Here is a 16,334-nt window from a genome sequence, read left to right on the forward strand (position 1 = left end):
GGGCGCCGGCGGTCGTGGCGATCTACAATCGCCACTTGTTCGCCACTGGAAAGGGGGATTGGATGAGCTTTCATGTGACGCATCGACTTGGGAACATGGACAAAGCGCCGCATTCGGCGTTTCCCGAATTGCTTCAGGAGCTTGAGGACAACCCCCACGATGATGAGCACACATCGGTCAGTGTGACGCATGAAAGCGAATGGTGCCTCAGCGCGTACCGGGGCGGGTATATCGTCTTCGAGAATCTGGAAGAGGGCGAGCCTCGGCATATGAACGACGTGCCGTCCCAGAAGATTGTAGCGTTATGGAAACTCTTGGCAGACGGCGATCTTGGCGCGCTTGAGAGCGAGCCGTGGAAGCCGGGATATTGATCCCAGGCCGCGAAAGAGCCCGCTTATCGCGTGAAAATCTGGATGGCCTTCCGCCCGCTCTGCTCATCCCCTAGCATCGTTGAACGACAAACCTTCAGGACATTGCCGTGATCACTGCTTTCAATCTGGCCGGATATCTCTCGGCTCATGCGATCTGGTGTGTCTCGGATGCAGAGACCTTGACCCCGATATTTGGCTACGCGACCGACGAGGGCAAGAAGGGAATGGAACGGCTCGTTTCGGACGATCTCGAAAGCTCCGTGGCCGCCGGAAAGGAGAAGCTCATAGAGAATGAGCATGACGCGAATGATGCTGTACTCTTGTACGACGGGCGCATTCCACTCAACGGCGAAAAGGTGGATGCGATCATCGTCGAGATCAGATCCTATTTCTCGCCGGAATCGGAAGCCGTCATGGCTGTTCCTTATCGGCCCAAGGGGCCATCCGGACCCTTTCGGGTTTACAAGCCCAAGCTGGTTCAATGGATGAACTGCGAAGATTTCGACATCAACGCAGCGGTGCAGTCCTTCTTCGAAGGCGTTGACGCGCATGAAATGGGCGCCGCTGTCTGGAACGAGGCTCTCGACCAGTCGATGTGAGGCTGGTGGAAGCCTGAAAAGTCCGGCTAACCGGCCGGTCTCGGTATTACGCAGCCACTGTGCCGATCTAATTAGTATAGTGTCCCCAAAATACGCAGTGCTTGATTCAAGGCCGGTCGTGGACAGAATAAAGGGGCTATTCCACGTGGCACCGAATCACCCATTCATGCATCCGCTCTGGGTTTAGTTTTACTTGAACAGAGAGGCGCATGGCGCGATCCACCGGCAGAGACCGGAGGGCGTCATGCTATTATTCAAATTGCGAATTCCCCTATTTTGGAAGCTTTTGGCCTGCTCCCTGATCTTTCTTGGGGGGCCGGCCTCTGCGGACACGATCCAGGATTATCTGGTCCAGCAGGTTTGCGATAATGGATCCGGGGGACATACCAATGCGGATCCTTATACCTGCCCCTCCACCGCGCGAAAGCTGCAGATCGGGGAAGCTCTTCCGTATCACAAATGGGATGGGACGACCGCGGCCACGGCCGCACAGATCAGCGACTCCTATCCGATCAAGGACCTTTTCGGCAGAACCCGCGTCGTCCAGATGGAATATTTCGACAGTCAGAGTTCATTCGTTAATCCTGCCTTCGACGCAGGCTATCCCGGCCCGCCAGGCTTATCAGGCTACGATCTCCTGATCGCCGATGGGAGTTACGTATCTGCCGCCGGCACCTATGACCCTGGTGCCGGCTGGCAACCGCTGTGGAACACAACGGGTTGCTCGCTTTCCGATTCCTGGATTTTTGCTCCAAAGGCGCTCAGCATTCCCTTCGGCCAGGGAAGCCAGACATCAACCCTGGGCACCGCACCGCAATGTCCGCCCATCGGGGGAGTTAACACCGCATATACCGTCTGGAACTATTATTCCGGCTATAATCAATATGAAAGCGGGAAGCCTCTCAATACGGTGAAGTCGTGGCATTTCGCTGGAAATAACGTCAATGCAACGTCGCTGGAAGTGTTCTACTTTACCAAGCAGTATGGAAAAACCCGCTGGGAGGCATGGGACAGCACAGTTGGCGCCGCTGATTCCAATGCGCTGAATCGATGCCCTACGGGCACTACGGGGGGTAGTGTGACGTATGGCACGACTCTTTACTATCTGGTCGACTGCCACGATTGGAGCAATGTCGTCGCGTCTCCGACCGGCGATTGGGACCCGGCCGCGAACTGGCATGTTGATCCGTTGTATAATTCTTTCAACTTGCTGAAGAATACGCACATGGAGTGCACCAACGCCGGCGGAGTACCCGCCACCTGCAATGGCGGTGGGACCTGCCAGACAATATCGCCCTGGAACCGTCTCGGAACCCTGAACTGGGGCTATGACCAAACCCTTCAAGGACCAAAGGCGACCGTCAACTGCGCCTTGCAGATATCCTTTCCCAATCCGTGGAACGGAGAATCGGTCTATCAGGATCAGAATATCGGTAGCGGCTACAGCAACTATTCCTTTGGAGCGGCCTTGTGGCTTCCGGGAGCGGGGAGCGGAACGGCTACGGCCTATGTGACCGTATTCCAGCTCAATGCCTCAGGCGGGATCGTTTCTCAGCACAATGTTGGCCCGGTGACGGTCACCTCGCGGCCGAAATTCTTTCAGGGCAGCTTCACCAAGGCTGCCGCGACGACCAAGATACGGTTCCAAATCTATCCACAAACGCAAAATGCGATCTACGAGTTCACCGAATCCTGGGTGGCGCCGATCCCGTGAGACGGATGCCGCTATAAGGAGCAGGATTTCGGGGACACTATACTAATCTAATTAGTATAGTGTCCCCGAAATACCCTATCAATGGATGCTCCTGAAGCTGCTCAGATAAATCCAACTGACCAGTCCGACAAAGCCGACGATCGCGGCCTGGTGCACTCGGATTTTGCGAATGAACAGCAGCGGAGCGACCCCGCAAACGACGCCGATATTGACGATCTGGTTCCTGGCGACCGCGAGGAAATCAAACGTGCCTGCATTGCGAGGGCCGAGGATCAGGATGATGGCGACGGTCATCGCGAGCACCAGGGACCAGAAATAGGGTGCGGAGTCGACGTAGAACAACCGCAGATTGAGGCCTTCCGCGGGAACCTCGTCGGGCAACACCGCTGCCGCCATCAGATAAATAAGCAGCAACAGGGTGAGATTGGGCAGGAACTCCACCAATCTCAGGCCGGTGCTATGTGCATACCAGTCGTAAGACAACCACCAGAATTGAACGACCTCCAGCAGCATCACGAAAGCAAGGGCCAGGCTCATCCAGTCCCATTGGACCCGCCGCCGCGCGCGCATCAACTTGTGGAAGCTGGTGCCGAGCTCGGTGACCGCGAGACCAAGCACGATCGAGACGAAAACCGAGACATATTCGATGACGCTCATGCTCGCCCGCCCCCCTGGCCGTGTCGACTTCACAGAGGTTAAGCCAAACCCGGCCTCTGGCAAGCTTCCTGGATAGCCAAGCTCCACCTGTTCGCAGCGCGCTCTACCCCCCGCCCTGCAGCCGCTCATGGTGGCGGATCACCTCATCAATAATGAAGCGCAGGAATTTCTCGCTGAATTCGGGATCGAGATCGGCTTGCTTGGCCAGGCCGCGCAGGCGGGCGATCTGGGCTTCCTCGCGGCCGGGATCGGCCGGGGGCAGGCCGCTCGTCGCCTTGTAGCGGCCGACCGCCTGGGTGACCTTGAAGCGTTCGGCGAGCAGGAACACGAGCGCTGCGTCGATATTGTCGATGCTCTGGCGGTATCCGCTGAGCGTTTCGTCGGTCACTGTGTCTTCCTTGCCAATTGCGCGAACCTTTTGCGTGCCCGAAACGACCCGCGCAACCCCGAAGGCTTGCCTTTGTCCGCCTCTGCGGCCACATCGCGCGGTGACATGAGCGCCACCATTCACCGCATCGACGATCGGCCGCAACCCTCGCTCGAATCGATGGTCCAGCTGGTCGCGGGCGACCTCAACCTCGTCAACGTCGTGATCCTGGGCCGAATGCAGTCCGAGATCCCGCTGATCCCGGAGCTGGCCGGCCATCTGATCGCCGGCGGCGGCAAGCGGATGCGGCCGATGCTGACGCTCGCGAGCGCGCGGCTGCTTGGGTATACGGGGGCGCGGCACCATAGGCTCGCGGCGGCGGTCGAGTTCATCCATACCGCGACGCTGCTGCATGACGATGTCGTCGACGGATCTGACCTGCGGCGCGGCAAGCGCACCGCCAATCTGATCTGGGGCAATCCGGCGAGCGTGCTGGTCGGCGATTTCCTGTTCAGCCGCGCGTTCGAGCTGATGGTCGAGGACGGCTCGCTCAAGGTGCTCAAGATATTGTCGGGCGCGAGCGCGATCATTGCCGAGGGCGAGGTCAACCAGCTGACTGCCGCGCGCCGGATCGATATCGGCGAGGAACGCTATCTCGATATTATCGGCGCGAAGACCGCCGCGCTGTTCGCCGCCGCCTGCCGCATCGCCGCGGTGGTGGCCGAGCGGCCCGAGGCTGAAGAAGCGGCGCTCGATGCCTATGGGCGCAATCTCGGAATCGCGTTTCAGCTTGTCGACGATGCGATCGATTATATTTCGGACGCGGGCACGATGGGCAAGGATGCCGGCGACGATTTCCGCGAGGGGAAATCGACCCTGCCCGTCATCCTCGCTTATGCGCGCGGCTCGGCCGAGGACCGGGTGTTCTGGAAGGCGGCGATCGAGGGCCACCGCGCGCGCGACGAGGATTTCGAGCATGCGGTGACGCTGGTTCGATCGACCCGCGCGGTGGACGATACGCTGGCGCGGGCGCGGCATTATGGGCAGCGGGCGATCGATGCGCTGGGCAGCTTTGGGGGCGGCAAGGCGAAGGATGCGATGGTCGAGGCAGTCGAGTTCGCGGTGTCTCGCGCCTATTGAGGGACGCGGCCTTCGTCGCAATTCTCGCCGATGATCTCGACCTGGATCGTGGCGTGGCCGATGCCGAATTTGGCCTTCAGCATGTCGCGCGCTTCTTCGAGGAATGCGTCGCCGGGGTGGCCGCGGGGCATCACCAGATGGGCGGTCAGCACCGTCTCCGTTGTGCTCATCGGCCAGATATGGACGTGATGGACGCGCGCGACGCCGGGGAGCAGGCGGAGCTCGATCCAGACCTTGTCGTAGTCGATGCCGCGCGGGACGGCGCCGAGTGTCATCTCGACCGATTCGCGCAGCAGGCCCCAGGTCTGGACGAAGATCAAGGCGGCGATGCCGATGCTGACGACCGGATCGATCCAGAGATTGCCGGTCTTGAGGATGACGAGGCCGGCGATGACCACGCCGGCCGAGACCGCGGCATCGCTCGCCATATGGAGGAAGGCGCCGCGGATATTGATGTCACCCTTGCGGCCGCGCGCGAACAACAGGGCAGTGAACAGGTTCACGGCGATGCCGATTGCGGCGACGATCGAGACCAGGCCGCCTTGCACGGGCGCTGGTGTCGCGAGGCGCTGGGCTGATTCGAGCACGATCGCGCCGAGTGCGACCAGCAGCAGCAAGGCGTTGGTGAGTGCGGCGAGGATCGTCGAGGCCTTGAGGCCATAGGTGAAGCGCTTGGTCGGCGCCTTTTTGGTGAGCGCCACCGCGCCCCAGGCGACCGCGAGGCCGAGGACATCCGACAGGTTATGGCCGGCATCGGCGAGCAGGGCGACTGAGTGCGCGACGAAGCCGAAGCCGGCTTCGAGGATCACGAAGGTGAGGTTGAGCCCGATGCCGATCGCGAAGGCGCGTTCGAAGCCTGGTCCGGTCGGGGCGTGGGAATGGCCGTGTCCGTGGCTATGTCCGTGACCGTGTCCATGCTGATGGTCGTGGCCGTGATGGCCATGATCCGACGCGTGATCATGCGCATCGTGCGTGTGTGGGCCGTGATGATGGCTGTGACCGGCCACGCAATTCCTCCGTTTCGATAGCGCTACGTACCATTGGTTTCGCAGGAGATGCTAGGACATCGATATAATTGGCCGATTCGCGGGTGGCGCGGCTCGGGCCTTGGGCATAGGCAGGGCGGATGACCGGTCTGATCGTCGCATGACGACGCTCCCCATCCATGCTGTGTTGCCCGATCTGCTCGCTGCGTTGCGGGTCAGCTCGAACGCTGTGCTGGTTGCTCCGCCGGGTGCGGGCAAGACGACGGCGGTTGCACCCGCTTTGCTCGATGAGACCTGGTGTACGGGCGAGATCCTGTTGCTTTCGCCACGCCGGCTCGCGGCGCGTGCGGCGGCTGAGCGGATGGCGAGCCAGGCCGGCGAGGTGGTCGGCAAGACGTTCGGTTATGCAACGCGGATGGATTCGAAGCGCTCGGCTGTAACCCGGGTGACGGTGGTGACTGAGGGCATTTTCGTCAATCGCATCCAGGCTGATCCGGAGCTTGGCGGGGTTTCGGCGGTGTTGTTCGACGAAGTGCATGAGCGGAGCCTCGACAGCGATTTCGGCTTGGCGCTTGCGCTCGACGCGCAGGGGGCGTTGCGGCCGGATCTGCGGCTGGTGGCAATGTCGGCGACGCTCGATGGGGGGCGTTTCTCGACGTTGATGGGGGATGCATCGGTCATCGAGAGCGAGGGCCGGAGCCATGTGCTTGCGCTTCGGCATATCGGGCGGGCGGCTGAGGCGCGGATCGAGGATTCGGTCGCTGGGGCGATCCGGCTTGCGCTTCGGGAGGAAAGCGGGGGCATCCTCGCCTTTCTGCCGGGGGTCGCCGAGATCGAGCGGACCGCCGAGCGGATCGAGGGGCTCGGTGCCGATATCGTCCTTCACAAGCTGCATGGCAGCCTCGATCCTGGCGCCCAGCGTGCGGCGATTGCGCCTGACCCGCAGGGGCGGCGCAAGATCGTGCTTGCTACCTCGATTGCCGAGACCAGCCTGACGCTCGACGGGATCAGTGTCGTGGTCGATTCGGGGCTGGCGCGGCGGCCGCGTTATGATCGCGCGGCGGGGATGACACGGCTTGTCACGGAGCGCGCGAGCCAGGCCGCTGTTACGCAACGTGCCGGGCGTGCCGCGCGGCAGATGCCTGGGGTGGCCTATCGGCTTTGGGAAGAGGCGGCGACGGCGGGGCTGCCGCGGTTCGATCCGCCCGAGATTCTCGAGGCAGATCTTTCGGCGCTGACGCTCGATTGCGCTTTGTGGGGCGTGGGTGATCCGCGGATGCTGGCGTGGCTCGATCCGCCGCCCGCTGCCGCTGTCGATGAGGCCCGGGCGCGGTTGGCGGTGCTGGAGGCGATCGATGCGGATGGGCGGCCGACCGATCACGGCAAGGCGATCGCGCGGCTGCCGCTGCCGCCCCGGCTCGGACATATGCTGGTGCGCGCGGGGGAGATAGGGCTGGCGGAGACGGCGGCTGAGGTCGCTGTGCTGTTGGGCGAGCGCGGGCTTGGCGGGAATGATGTGGATCTGGAGACGCGGCTGCGGCGCTGGCGGACTGAGCGCGGGCCGCGGGCTGAGGGCGGGCGGAAGCTGGCGAAGCGGTGGGCTGGTCTTGCTCCTTCAGGGGGTGGGCGCGTGACCTCCTCGGGCGGTGCGTTTGCCGAGGTCGGGCGCCCACCCCCCAGCCCCCTCCCGCAAGCGGGAGGGGGGGAAGACGTGGGTCTTTGCATAGCGCTCGCCTTTCCGGATCGGATTGCCAAGCGCCGCGACGCTTCGGGCGAGACCTGGGCTTCGGTCGGCGGACGGGGTTTCAAGCTTGACCCCACCTCCTCGCTCGCTCGGAACGAATGGCTTGCTGTGGCCGAGACGCAGGGAATGGCCTCGGGCGCACGCATTCTCTCCGCCGCGCCGATCGACCTTGCCACGGTCGAGGCGCTGTTCGGCGGCAGGATCGAAACCCGGCGCACCGTCAGCTTCGATCAAGCGACCAGCGGCGTACAGGCGCTGCGCGAACGCCGGCTTGGCGCGATCCGGCTGTCGAGCGGGCCGGATGCGAATGCCGACCCCGAGGCCATTGCGAGCGCTTTGCTCGAAGGCGTTCGTGACCAAGGGCTGTCGCTGCTGCCCTGGAGCGAGGCTGCGCGCGCGCTGCTCGATCGTATCGCTTTCGTGCGCGGCGCAGGGTTTCCGGTTGAGGATATCGATGAACCCGCCCTGCTTGCGCGCGCAGAGGAATGGCTGGTGCCGCTGCTTGCCGGCAAGCGTCGCCTTGACGCGATCGACCCCGGTGCGCTCGCCGAGGCGTTGCGCGGCGTGATCGGCTGGGACACGCTGCGGATTCTCGATGCGCAGGCACCGACGCATTTCCACTCGCCCGCGGGCAGCAGCCACCCGATCGACTATGCGGCTGAGGGCGGACCTCGTGTCGATCTCAGGCCCCAGGCGCTGTTCGGACTTGCTGAACACCCGAGCGTCGCCGGCGGACGCGTGCCGCTGGTGCTCAGCCTGACATCGCCCGCCGGCCGGCCGATCCAGACCACGCGCGATCTGCCGGGCTTCTGGGCGGGAAGCTGGGCCGCGGTGGCGAAGGAAATGCGCGGCCGCTATCCCCGCCATCCCTGGCCCGACGACCCGGCCGGCGCGGTCCCAACCACGCGGACGAAAAATGCGGATGCAAGGGCGCGGCAACCGCGATAAGGCGCATGCAAGTTTCAAGGATTCGACGATGACCACCGCACGCATCTTCCAGCGCCCAAAGAACGCGATGCAATCGGGTCGCGCGCGCACTGACCTCTGGCAGCTCGAATTCGCGCCGGCCGAGCAGAAGCGCCCCGATCCGCTGACCGGCTGGGCCGGATCGGGCGATACGCGCGACCAGATCCGGCTCGGCTTCCCGACGCTGGAAGCAGCGATCGCCTATGCCGAGCGCGAGGGCCTTGCCTTCACGGTAATCCCGGCGCCGGAGCGGAAGCTGAAGTTGCAAAGCTATGCGGATAATTTCCGCTAATTAGCCGAGGATCGACGGGCCGAGCAGCAGCAACAGCTTGACGTCCGCCGCGACACCTTCGGCGCGCTTGGCGGCAACGAAGTCGACGATCTCCGCAAGCGGCACGCGGTGGACGGTGATGTCCTCCCCGGGAACGCCGCCGCCGTCGCTCACTTTCTTGAGGCCGGTCGCGCGGACCAGGGTGAAGCCCTCCGAGACCATGCCCGGGGAAGAATTGAAGAAGCCGATCTCCTCGACCTGATCGGGCCGATATCCGGTCTCTTCCTCAAGCTCGCGCGCGGCGGACAGCTCGACCGATTCGCCCTCTTCCTCGTCGCCGACCAGCCCGGCCGGCAATTCGAGGCAGCGCTTTCCGAGCGGCACGCGATATTGCTCGACCAGGATGACGTCGCCCTCATCGATCGCGAGGATCACCGCTGCCTGGATGCCGCGCGCGCGGCCGACATATTCCCAGGTGCCCTGCTTCTTGACGGTGATGAACCGGCCCGCCCAGACCGTCTCGATCGGCTCGTTCATAATTCGATCAGCCTATCCGGTAATTCGTTGCGGTCGGTTTCGGTCTTGGGGAAGGTCTCCGACAGGATCGTGCCGATGCTGGCGACCGCCGCGGCCATGCCCTGCGCCGGCCGGCCCTCGCGCACTTCATCGACCAGGGCGGCCATCGCATCGCCCCAACGCTCGGCCGGCACTGCCTTGTGGATCGCCTCGTCAGCGACGATCTCGGCCAGGCGCTCGTCGAGCGAGAGATAGAGCAGGATGCCGACCCGCGCGCTGGTGCGCCGTTCGGCCCCGACCTTGAAATACTGGATTGCTCTCCGCCGCACCCGCCGCGCCCGGGTGCTGCGCGGCGTCAGCGCCATGCGGAGCGGCATCCATGCCAGCGCATAGCGGACGATGAGGAAAACGACCGTCTCGGCGATCAGCACCGTGAACAGCAACAGCCGCGGATCGGACTCGCCCCAGCCGGCCGAAGACCAGTCAAACCTGGTTTCAAAGGCCCCCGGGCTGATTGCCGCCAGCGCAACCACCGCCAGCGCCGCCGCGATCGCATAATGGAGCCCGGCATCGTGATATTGATCGGACCGCTCAGCGACGATCGTCACGATCTCGCCGTCCGTACCCTCTTCGGCACGGGTGACCGCCGCTGCGACCAGCGCATGATCTTCCGGCCCGAAATGCGTGATCCGCGACATTACCATCCCCCCGAGGCGCCGCCGCCCCCAAACGAGCCGCCGCCACCCGAAAAGCCGCCACCGCCACTGTCACCGCCGCCCCAGGACGAGCTGCCGCCGCTGCTCCAGCTGCTGCCCCAGCCGCCACCCGAACTGCCGCCGAGGCCGGAGCCCCATAATATGACCGGGGCGGTGCCGCCCCGATAGCGCCGTCCCGCGTGGCCGCGCCTAAAGCGCGACATGATGACCAGGGCGATGACGATGATCACGAAGATCAGCGCGAACGGGATACCGCCACCGCTCGACCGCACATGCACGGGCTTCGCGACCAGCTTCGCCGCCCGGGCTTCACCCGCCTCGAGGGGGAGCTTCATCTGCTCGCCGATCGCGTTGGCGCCAGCGATGATGCCGCCGGGCATATCCTTGGCCTTGAAATGCGGGAGGATGGTGTCGTTGATGATCTGGCTCGAAAGCGCGTCCGTCATGATCGGCTCGAGGCCATAGCCAACCTCGATGCGCACCTTCCGCTCAATGGGCGCGACGATCAGCATGATGCCGTTGTTCGCGCCCTTCTGCCCGATGTTCCACGCCCGACCGAGCCTGTAGCCATAGTCCTCGATCGGATAGCCTTGGAGATCAGGCACGGTCGCGACGACGAACTGGCGCGAGGAGGCCTTTTCAATGTCGGCCGAGAGCTGGGTGAGTTGCGCCTCCTGCTCCGGCGAGAGCAGATCGGCGGCATCGACCACCCGACCGGTAAGTTTGGGGAAATTCTGGGCCTGGGCGGCCTGAGCGCCGAGCAGCATCAAAGCTGCCAGGATCATCATGCGAAGGAAATTCACGCTGCCAACCTTTCCGAAGGCGAAATTTCGCGGATCACGCCATCGACTCCCGCCGCGACGCCGCGCGGAATGTCGCCAGCCCGAAACGCCGGCAGGATAGCGGAATCGATGATCGCGCGCGCCTCTTCATCGCGTAACGCCCGCTCTAGACCATAGCCGACTTCGATCCGCACCTTGCGTTCGACGGGCGCCACGATCAGCAGCACGCCGTCATTGACGCCCTTGCGTCCGATTCCCCATGTCCGCCCGAGCGTGACGCCGTAATCCTCGATAGTGTGTCCGCCGAGACCAGGCACCGTCACGACCACGAATTGATGGCCGGTGCGTTGTTCCAGCACCGCCAGTTTGCGGGCAATCGCAGTACGCGAGGCATCGGGAAGCAGATTGGTTGCATCCACGACACGGCCGGACAATGCGGGAAAATCATATCCCGCCGGCGTGCCTGGTTTGGCCGGGGCGGAGGTCCCGCACCCGGCCAGCACCAATGCCGCCGAGAGGGCGAGCCCTCGGATCAGCTCGCATTCCCGAAATTGACCGTGGGCGCGGTCTCCGCGCCCGGCGTGGTCGCCTGGAACGGCACCATCGGCTTGGCGCCGTAAAAGACCTTCGCACCGATCGCGTCGGGGAAGGTCCGAATGCGGGTATTATAGGCTTGCACCGCGTCGTTATAATCCTTGCGGGCGATCACGATGCGGTTCTCGGTGCCTTCGAGCTGGCTCATCAAGGTGGTGTAATTGGCCTGTGACTTGAGCTCGGGATATGCCTCCTGCAGCCGCTGGAGCGACAGGGTCAGGCCGGTCTGGGCCTTCTCATACGCGGCGACCTTGGCCGGATCGGTCAGGTCCGCGCCGGAAATCTTCACCTGGGACGCAGACGCGCGGGCCTGGGTGACCTCGACGAGGATGCTCTTTTCCTGGGCGCCGGCAGCCTTCACCGTCGCGACCAGATTGGGGATCAGATCGGCGCGGCGCTGATAATTATTCTGCACATCGGCCCAGCGCGCCTTGGCATTCTCCTCAGCGGTGGGGACGCTGTTCAATCCGCAGGCGGAGAGCGCGACGGCAGATGTCAGCGCGAAGAAAACACGATAGCTCATGAATGATCCCTCCAACCCTTGCGCCGTCCTGATACGCGACTAGCGTGGCGCGGCGGAAGTGAAATCGGATGGAGATGACCGATGTTCAAGGAGTTCAGGGCGTTTATCGCGCGCGGCAATGTGCTTGATCTGGCGGTGGCGGTGATCATCGGGGCGGCGTTTGGCAAGATCGTGACCTCGTTGACCGATGATTTGCTGATGCCGGTGATCGGCAAGATCTTCGGCGGTCTCGATTTTTCGAGCTATTTCGTTGTGCTCGGCAAGGTGCCCGCCGCGCTGGCCGGATCGACTGATTATGCCGCGCTGAAAAAGGCCGGCGTGCCGGTGCTCGGGTACGGCGCTTTCATCACCCAGGCGGTGAATTTCCTGATCCTCGCCTTCATCATCTTCCTGATCGTGCGCGCCGCGACAAAAATGATGGCGACGCCCGAAGCGGCGCCAGCCGAGCCCGCAGCGGAGCCGGCCGATGTCGCGCTGCTCCGCGAGATCAGGGACGAATTGAAGAAACGGCCGGCCTGATCAGGCGGCCGCGAGATCCTGGGCGTTGGCGTCAGCGAGGCTGGTGCCGTCAAGGATGCGTGCGGTCTCGTCGCGGACCCGCATCATGGCGTGCCGGATCGCGCAGGTCGCCTCGTCCTTGCAGTCGCGGCACGGGCGGTACGCCGTGCGGCTGACACAGGGCACCAGCGCAAGCGGGCCTTCAATGACGCGGATGATTTCCCCGAGCGAAATCAGATGCTTCGGGCGCGACAGGCAATAGCCGCCCATCTTGCCGCGATGGCTGTGGAGGAAACCGGCTTCGCGCAGATCGGCGAGGATCAATTCGAGGAACTTGCGTGGCACATTCGCTTCGGCCGCGATCCGGTTCATCGGGATCGGCGGACCGCCTGCGGGTGCTTCTGCCAGGAACATCATCGCGCGGAGCGCGTAGCGGGAACGCTGTGTCAACATAACGCTACCGATATGGGCTCATATTGTGGCGAGTGAAAGGCGGCCTTTTCATTAAGTTCGGCAATGCCTATATCAGCCGTGCCGAGGGTTCGCCCAAGGCTATGGTGATAAAGTGCAGCGTAGACTAGATGCAGCGGACCCGGGGGCAGTACCCGGCGGCTCCACCACAACCGGCTCTCACGGGCCGGTCATGACGGGGCCGAACCAGGATCGACGTGTATTGAAAGGCGCTGTTTTTGCCCGGGCTGAGTAACCCGTATAAGGCTCAAAACCACAAGTGCTAACGACAACGAAGCACTCGCGATTGCCGCGTAAACCGGACCTAACGGTCTAGTTTACTAAGGACGAAAGCGCGGTCCGGGCCGCACCGGGCAACAGAAGCGGATTCCAGCGGTACGGGGGGCACCGGGCAACAGAAGCCCCCCACTCCAAGAGGTGCGCAAATGCGGCCCATGCCGGCCTGCAAAGCGCGATGTGCTGCGCTTCGGTGCTCACGTACCTGACGTACGCTGCGCTCCGATGCTCACACATCACGCTTTTCGGCTCGGCCTGAGCCACATTTCCGCACCTCTTGGCCCGCATTTCAAGCAAGCCTGTCCTTCACTGCTTTCAGATCCTCCACAAAGCGTTCGAACTCTTCGTCGGCGGCTTCTCGGTCGGGCATGCGGAGGAGGAAGCTGGGGTGGACGGTGATCCAGGCTTCGCCGCCGCCGGGGAGGATGTGGGGGCGGCCGCGTTCCTTGCCGATGGCCATCACTTTTCCGAACAGGGCGCGGGCTGCGGTGGCGCCTAGCGCCACTGTGACCTTGGGCTTTATCAGCAGCGCCTCCTGTTCGATCCACCAGCGGCAGGCGGTGATCTCGCCTGCGTCTGGCTTTTGGTGGATGCGGCGCTTGCCGCGTTGCTCGAACTTGAAATGCTTGACTGCGTTGGTGACATATACGCCCGCGCGATCGATCCCCGCGGCGGCGATCGCGCGGTCGAAGACCTGGCCGGCCGGGCCGACGAACGGGCGGCCGGAGAGGTCCTCCTGGTCGCCTGGCTGCTCGCCGACGAACATCAGCGCCGCATCTACCGGGCCTTCGCCGAACACCGTCTGAGTCGCGTGCCGGTACAGGTCGCAGCGCGTACAGCCGGCCGCTTCGGCACGCAGTCTTTCCCAAGCCGTTCTGGCACTTCCGGTCATGCCACTTCTCCTGCAGACGGGCATCAACGCGGTTGCGCGCATTCCGCTTCATCGAGGGACTGTCGCGCCAGCCGGCTCAGAAGCCGATCGTCGCCATGCCGCCCGGCTTGACCGCAAGCTCCGCCTCGAGCCGCGCGAGCAGCGCTTCGGCCGGGATCGGTCCGGTCACCTTCACCTGCCGCGCGACCACGGCGAAATCGCCGGGGGTCAGTGCGCGCAGCCGGGCCAGGCCAATCGGTGCCGCGCAGCCGAAGAAGCGCTCGAAGGCCCGTGCCGCCGAGGCCGGCGACAAAGGCTGAAGTGTGAGCTTGAAGGTGAACCGCCTGAGCGCCGCCGGATCGAGCCGCTGCTGATCGTTGGTGGCGGCGAACACCGGCAGCGGGTGACGGTCGAGCCAGGTCAGCAGCTCGTTGACCTGAGTCACCTCCCAGCTCGTCCGCGCGGTCTGGCGATCGAACAGCAGCGAATCGGCCTCGTCGAAGAACAGCACGCTACCGTCCGCCGCCGCATCGCGGAAAGCGGCTGCGATCTTCGCTTCGGTTTCGCCGACCCACGCCGACAGAAGATCGGAGGCGCGCCGGGTGACCAGCGGCCGCCCGAGCCGTTCAGCGACCTCCGCGGCAAGCTGGGTCTTGCCGGTGCCGGGCAGGCCCGCCAGCAGCACCGAGAAGCCGAGCGGCGCGCCGGCGCGCGTGAGCTGCTCGACCAGCCCGGCAACGGGCGGATCGCTTTCGAACAGCGACAGGTCGATGCGGGATGTCGCCTCGGCGAGCCTGACCGCCGTGCCACGCAGGCCGCCGACCAGCGACCGCGCGACGCGCTCGTCGTCTCCCATATTGGCGCCCGCGATCCGTGCCGCGCGCATCGCGGCCCGTGCCACGCTCGGCGTTTCGGGCGCCTGGCGGGCGAGGCTCGCGAGATCGTCACCGACTGCGCAGCCTTCGATCGCTGCCATCCTCGCCAGGACCCTGTCCCGCTCCACCCCGCGCGGATGATCGAGCTTCAGCACGAAGCTCATCCGACGGAGATAGGCGGAATCGACATTGTCGATCGCGTTGCTGGTCCAGATGATCGGCACGCTGTTGGTCTCGAGCATGCGATTGACGAAGATCTTCGACCCCGCCCGGTTGGCATAGCGCCCGGTGCCCGCGACCTGGTTAGCATCGCCGATCAGATCCTCGAGCTCGTCGAACAGCAGCAGCGCGCGATCGTCGCGCTGGAGTGCGCGTTGGGCGCGGAGCAGGGCAGCGACGCGTTCGTGGCGGCGCGGCTCGGTGCCGTCCGCATCACTCTCGCCGACCGCGAACAAAGCCGCGCCGACATGCGCCGCGAGCGCCCGCGCAAGCTCGGTCTTGCCGACGCCAGGCGGGCCATGGAGCAGTATGTTGATGCCCGGCGCGCTCGCCTCGACAGCGCCTGCGAGCAGCCGCGCGACGAAATCCAGATCGCCCTGCATCGCCGGGAAATCAGCAAGGGTCAGGGTGGATTCCTGACGCTTGCCGGCGAGCGCCTCGATCAGCCGATCGGGATCATGCCCGCCGCGTGCGAGCAAAGTCTCGAACCACCAGCTGACATCGAACGCCACGCCGCCGCCCGTCGCCATGCCGATCTCGAACAGGCCGAGCTGCACCGGCAGGCTGGTGCGCACCATCGTGCCGGCATGGACCGGATCGGCGCCCGCCAGCATTCCGGCGACGCGGGCCATATCCTCATGCGCCATCTCCAGCGCCCAGCTCAGCCGGGCGATGCGCGGATGGAAGGAGAGCGCGAGGCCCGCCTCGAGCACGGCACGATCCTGCGCGCCGAAATTCAGCACGGTCGCAATATTCTCGACCGCTTCGGCCAGGTCCGCGGTCAGCGGATCCTCGGCCATGTCGGCAGCCAGCGTAGCGAGCTTCGCCCAGCTGATCTTGTTGTCCCCGTCTTTGGCGCCCCCGTCCTTGGCGCCCTTGTCCTTCGCGCGCAGCTTCAGCGCCGGCCAGAAGACCGAGCGATGCTCCTCCGCCCATTCGAGCAGCGCCCGACCGGCGCGGCCATCCTTTGTGAGTGTCGCGCGCAGCATGACTGCCAGCTGCCGCGACGTAACCGTCGTGCCCATATTCTCATCCACCATGAGCGGTCGAGCGGACGCATTTGGGGCGTCGACTGTCGCGCTTTTGAATTTTCGGGATCAAACTAGCCGGGTCCGTGACCCGGCCGGGGCGCGACTAGCGCTTCGGCGAGGTTCGGACCGCGGCGGGATCGAGTCCCG

17 protein-coding genes, 1 other RNA gene and 1 pseudogene are annotated in these 16,334 nt (G+C 64.3%); 8 read left to right on the forward strand and 11 right to left on the reverse strand.

The genetic code is table 11. The annotated features are described in order from the left end of the window. Positions 1 to 14 precede the first annotated feature (14 nt). The 3 genes from AC1DVS_RS00200 (at position 15) to AC1DVS_RS00210 (ending at position 2,684) form a co-directional block, all read left to right on the forward strand. Positions 15 to 371 carry a hypothetical protein gene (locus AC1DVS_RS00200; RefSeq protein ID WP_478019191.1) on the forward strand — a complete coding sequence of 119 codons (357 nt, stop codon included), beginning with the start codon at positions 15 to 17 and terminating at the stop codon, positions 369 to 371. Between the two features lie 107 nt (positions 372 to 478). Further along, complete coding sequence (locus AC1DVS_RS00205) at positions 479 to 970, forward strand: hypothetical protein (RefSeq protein WP_478019193.1); 492 nt, start codon at positions 479 to 481, stop codon at positions 968 to 970. A 244-nt stretch (positions 971 to 1,214) separates the two neighbouring features. After that, the gene (locus AC1DVS_RS00210; protein ID WP_478019194.1) at positions 1,215 to 2,684 is read left to right on the forward strand and encodes a hypothetical protein; all 1,470 of its coding nucleotides are present in this window, start codon (positions 1,215 to 1,217) and stop codon (positions 2,682 to 2,684) included. A gap of 78 nt (positions 2,685 to 2,762) precedes the next feature. Here the strand turns inward: AC1DVS_RS00210 and AC1DVS_RS00215 are convergent, their stop codons facing one another. Both AC1DVS_RS00215 and AC1DVS_RS00220 read right to left on the reverse strand, forming a co-directional pair. Continuing rightward, positions 2,763 to 3,341: a hypothetical protein gene (locus AC1DVS_RS00215; RefSeq protein WP_478019196.1), complete on the reverse strand. Its 579-nt coding sequence runs from the start codon at positions 3,339 to 3,341 to the stop codon at positions 2,763 to 2,765. A 103-nt stretch (positions 3,342 to 3,444) separates the two neighbouring features. Then, positions 3,445 to 3,729: a chorismate mutase gene (locus AC1DVS_RS00220; RefSeq protein WP_478019198.1), complete on the reverse strand. Its 285-nt coding sequence runs from the start codon at positions 3,727 to 3,729 to the stop codon at positions 3,445 to 3,447. 105 nt (positions 3,730 to 3,834) lie between these two features. On the opposite strand from AC1DVS_RS00220, the gene AC1DVS_RS00225 reads away from it, so the two are divergent. Continuing rightward, positions 3,835 to 4,848, forward strand: a complete 1,014-nt coding sequence (locus tag AC1DVS_RS00225; protein ID WP_478019199.1) for a polyprenyl synthetase family protein — start codon at positions 3,835 to 3,837, stop codon at positions 4,846 to 4,848. On the opposite strand, the gene AC1DVS_RS00230 is transcribed toward AC1DVS_RS00225, so the two are convergent. Further along, positions 4,842 to 5,855, reverse strand: coding sequence for a cation diffusion facilitator family transporter (locus AC1DVS_RS00230; protein WP_478019201.1), 1,014 nt, complete (start codon positions 5,853 to 5,855; stop codon positions 4,842 to 4,844). The two genes, AC1DVS_RS00225 and AC1DVS_RS00230, sit on opposite strands and share 7 nt — an antisense overlap. 139 nt (positions 5,856 to 5,994) lie before the next feature. Between AC1DVS_RS00230 and hrpB the strand changes: the two genes are divergently transcribed. Then, complete coding sequence (hrpB, locus tag AC1DVS_RS00235; RefSeq protein WP_478019203.1) at positions 5,995 to 8,526, forward strand: ATP-dependent helicase HrpB; 2,532 nt, start codon at positions 5,995 to 5,997, stop codon at positions 8,524 to 8,526. A gap of 28 nt (positions 8,527 to 8,554) precedes the next feature. Further along, entirely contained in the window at positions 8,555 to 8,836 is a 282-nt protein-coding gene (locus AC1DVS_RS00240) for an ETC complex I subunit (RefSeq protein ID WP_478019205.1), read from the forward strand. On the opposite strand, the gene AC1DVS_RS00245 is transcribed toward AC1DVS_RS00240, so the two are convergent. The 5 genes from AC1DVS_RS00245 to AC1DVS_RS00265 all read right to left on the reverse strand — a co-directional run bounded on the left by AC1DVS_RS00245 (position 8,837) and on the right by AC1DVS_RS00265 (position 11,946). Beyond that, complete coding sequence (locus AC1DVS_RS00245) at positions 8,837 to 9,352, reverse strand: NUDIX hydrolase (protein WP_478019207.1); 516 nt, start codon at positions 9,350 to 9,352, stop codon at positions 8,837 to 8,839. Further along, positions 9,349 to 10,029: a TPM domain-containing protein gene (locus AC1DVS_RS00250; protein ID WP_478019209.1), complete on the reverse strand. Its 681-nt coding sequence runs from the start codon at positions 10,027 to 10,029 to the stop codon at positions 9,349 to 9,351. The genes AC1DVS_RS00245 and AC1DVS_RS00250 overlap by 4 nt, the downstream gene beginning before the upstream one ends. Continuing rightward, complete coding sequence (locus tag AC1DVS_RS00255) at positions 10,029 to 10,835, reverse strand: TPM domain-containing protein (RefSeq protein WP_478019211.1); 807 nt, start codon at positions 10,833 to 10,835, stop codon at positions 10,029 to 10,031. The genes AC1DVS_RS00250 and AC1DVS_RS00255 overlap by 1 nt, the downstream gene beginning before the upstream one ends. 11 nt (positions 10,836 to 10,846) lie before the next feature. Then, positions 10,847 to 11,263 carry a TPM domain-containing protein gene (locus tag AC1DVS_RS00260; protein WP_478019213.1) on the reverse strand — a complete coding sequence of 139 codons (417 nt, stop codon included), beginning with the start codon at positions 11,261 to 11,263 and terminating at the stop codon, positions 10,847 to 10,849. A gap of 98 nt (positions 11,264 to 11,361) precedes the next feature. Next, positions 11,362 to 11,946, reverse strand: coding sequence for a LemA family protein (locus AC1DVS_RS00265; RefSeq protein ID WP_478019215.1), 585 nt, complete (start codon positions 11,944 to 11,946; stop codon positions 11,362 to 11,364). 81 nt (positions 11,947 to 12,027) lie between these two features. Between AC1DVS_RS00265 and mscL the strand changes: the two genes are divergently transcribed. Next, on the forward strand, positions 12,028 to 12,465 hold the full coding sequence (mscL, locus tag AC1DVS_RS00270; RefSeq protein WP_478019217.1) for a large conductance mechanosensitive channel protein MscL: 438 nt from the start codon (positions 12,028 to 12,030) through the stop codon (positions 12,463 to 12,465). On the opposite strand, the gene AC1DVS_RS00275 is transcribed toward mscL, so the two are convergent. Continuing rightward, positions 12,466 to 12,897 carry an RrF2 family transcriptional regulator gene (locus AC1DVS_RS00275; protein ID WP_478019219.1) on the reverse strand — a complete coding sequence of 144 codons (432 nt, stop codon included), beginning with the start codon at positions 12,895 to 12,897 and terminating at the stop codon, positions 12,466 to 12,468. Positions 12,898 to 12,938: 41 nt separating this feature from the next. Between AC1DVS_RS00275 and ssrA the strand changes: the two genes are divergently transcribed. After that, positions 12,939 to 13,286: a transfer-messenger RNA gene (ssrA, locus tag AC1DVS_RS00280) on the forward strand. A gap of 194 nt (positions 13,287 to 13,480) precedes the next feature. On the opposite strand, the pseudogene AC1DVS_RS00285 reads toward ssrA, so the two are convergent. Both AC1DVS_RS00285 and AC1DVS_RS00290 read right to left on the reverse strand, forming a co-directional pair. Then, positions 13,481 to 14,131: pseudogene (locus tag AC1DVS_RS00285) on the reverse strand (UdgX family uracil-DNA binding protein); the annotation flags it as partial. 28 nt (positions 14,132 to 14,159) lie between these two features. Continuing rightward, on the reverse strand, positions 14,160 to 16,193 hold the full coding sequence (locus AC1DVS_RS00290) for an AAA family ATPase (RefSeq protein WP_478019221.1): 2,034 nt from the start codon (positions 16,191 to 16,193) through the stop codon (positions 14,160 to 14,162). Between the last annotated feature and the right edge of the window lie 141 nt (positions 16,194 to 16,334).

It is taken from the genome of Sphingomonas sp. P3_C5 (assembly GCF_056402635.1).

Coding starts and splice junctions, on each gene's coding strand:
- AC1DVS_RS00210 (WP_478019194.1), top strand. CDS start 1,215: ATGCTATTATTCAAATTGCGAATTCCCCTATTTTGGAAGCTTTTGGCC.
- AC1DVS_RS00215 (WP_478019196.1), bottom strand. CDS start 3,341: ATGAGCGTCATCGAATATGTCTCGGTTTTCGTCTCGATCGTGCTTGGT.
- AC1DVS_RS00225 (WP_478019199.1), top strand. CDS start 3,835: ATGAGCGCCACCATTCACCGCATCGACGATCGGCCGCAACCCTCGCTC.
- hrpB (WP_478019203.1), top strand. CDS start 5,995: ATGACGACGCTCCCCATCCATGCTGTGTTGCCCGATCTGCTCGCTGCG.
- AC1DVS_RS00240 (WP_478019205.1), top strand. CDS start 8,555: ATGACCACCGCACGCATCTTCCAGCGCCCAAAGAACGCGATGCAATCG.
- AC1DVS_RS00245 (WP_478019207.1), bottom strand. CDS start 9,352: ATGAACGAGCCGATCGAGACGGTCTGGGCGGGCCGGTTCATCACCGTC.
- AC1DVS_RS00250 (WP_478019209.1), bottom strand. CDS start 10,029: ATGTCGCGGATCACGCATTTCGGGCCGGAAGATCATGCGCTGGTCGCA.
- AC1DVS_RS00255 (WP_478019211.1), bottom strand. CDS start 10,835: ATGATGATCCTGGCAGCTTTGATGCTGCTCGGCGCTCAGGCCGCCCAG.
- AC1DVS_RS00265 (WP_478019215.1), bottom strand. CDS start 11,946: ATGAGCTATCGTGTTTTCTTCGCGCTGACATCTGCCGTCGCGCTCTCC.
- mscL (WP_478019217.1), top strand. CDS start 12,028: ATGTTCAAGGAGTTCAGGGCGTTTATCGCGCGCGGCAATGTGCTTGAT.
- AC1DVS_RS00275 (WP_478019219.1), bottom strand. CDS start 12,897: ATGTTGACACAGCGTTCCCGCTACGCGCTCCGCGCGATGATGTTCCTG.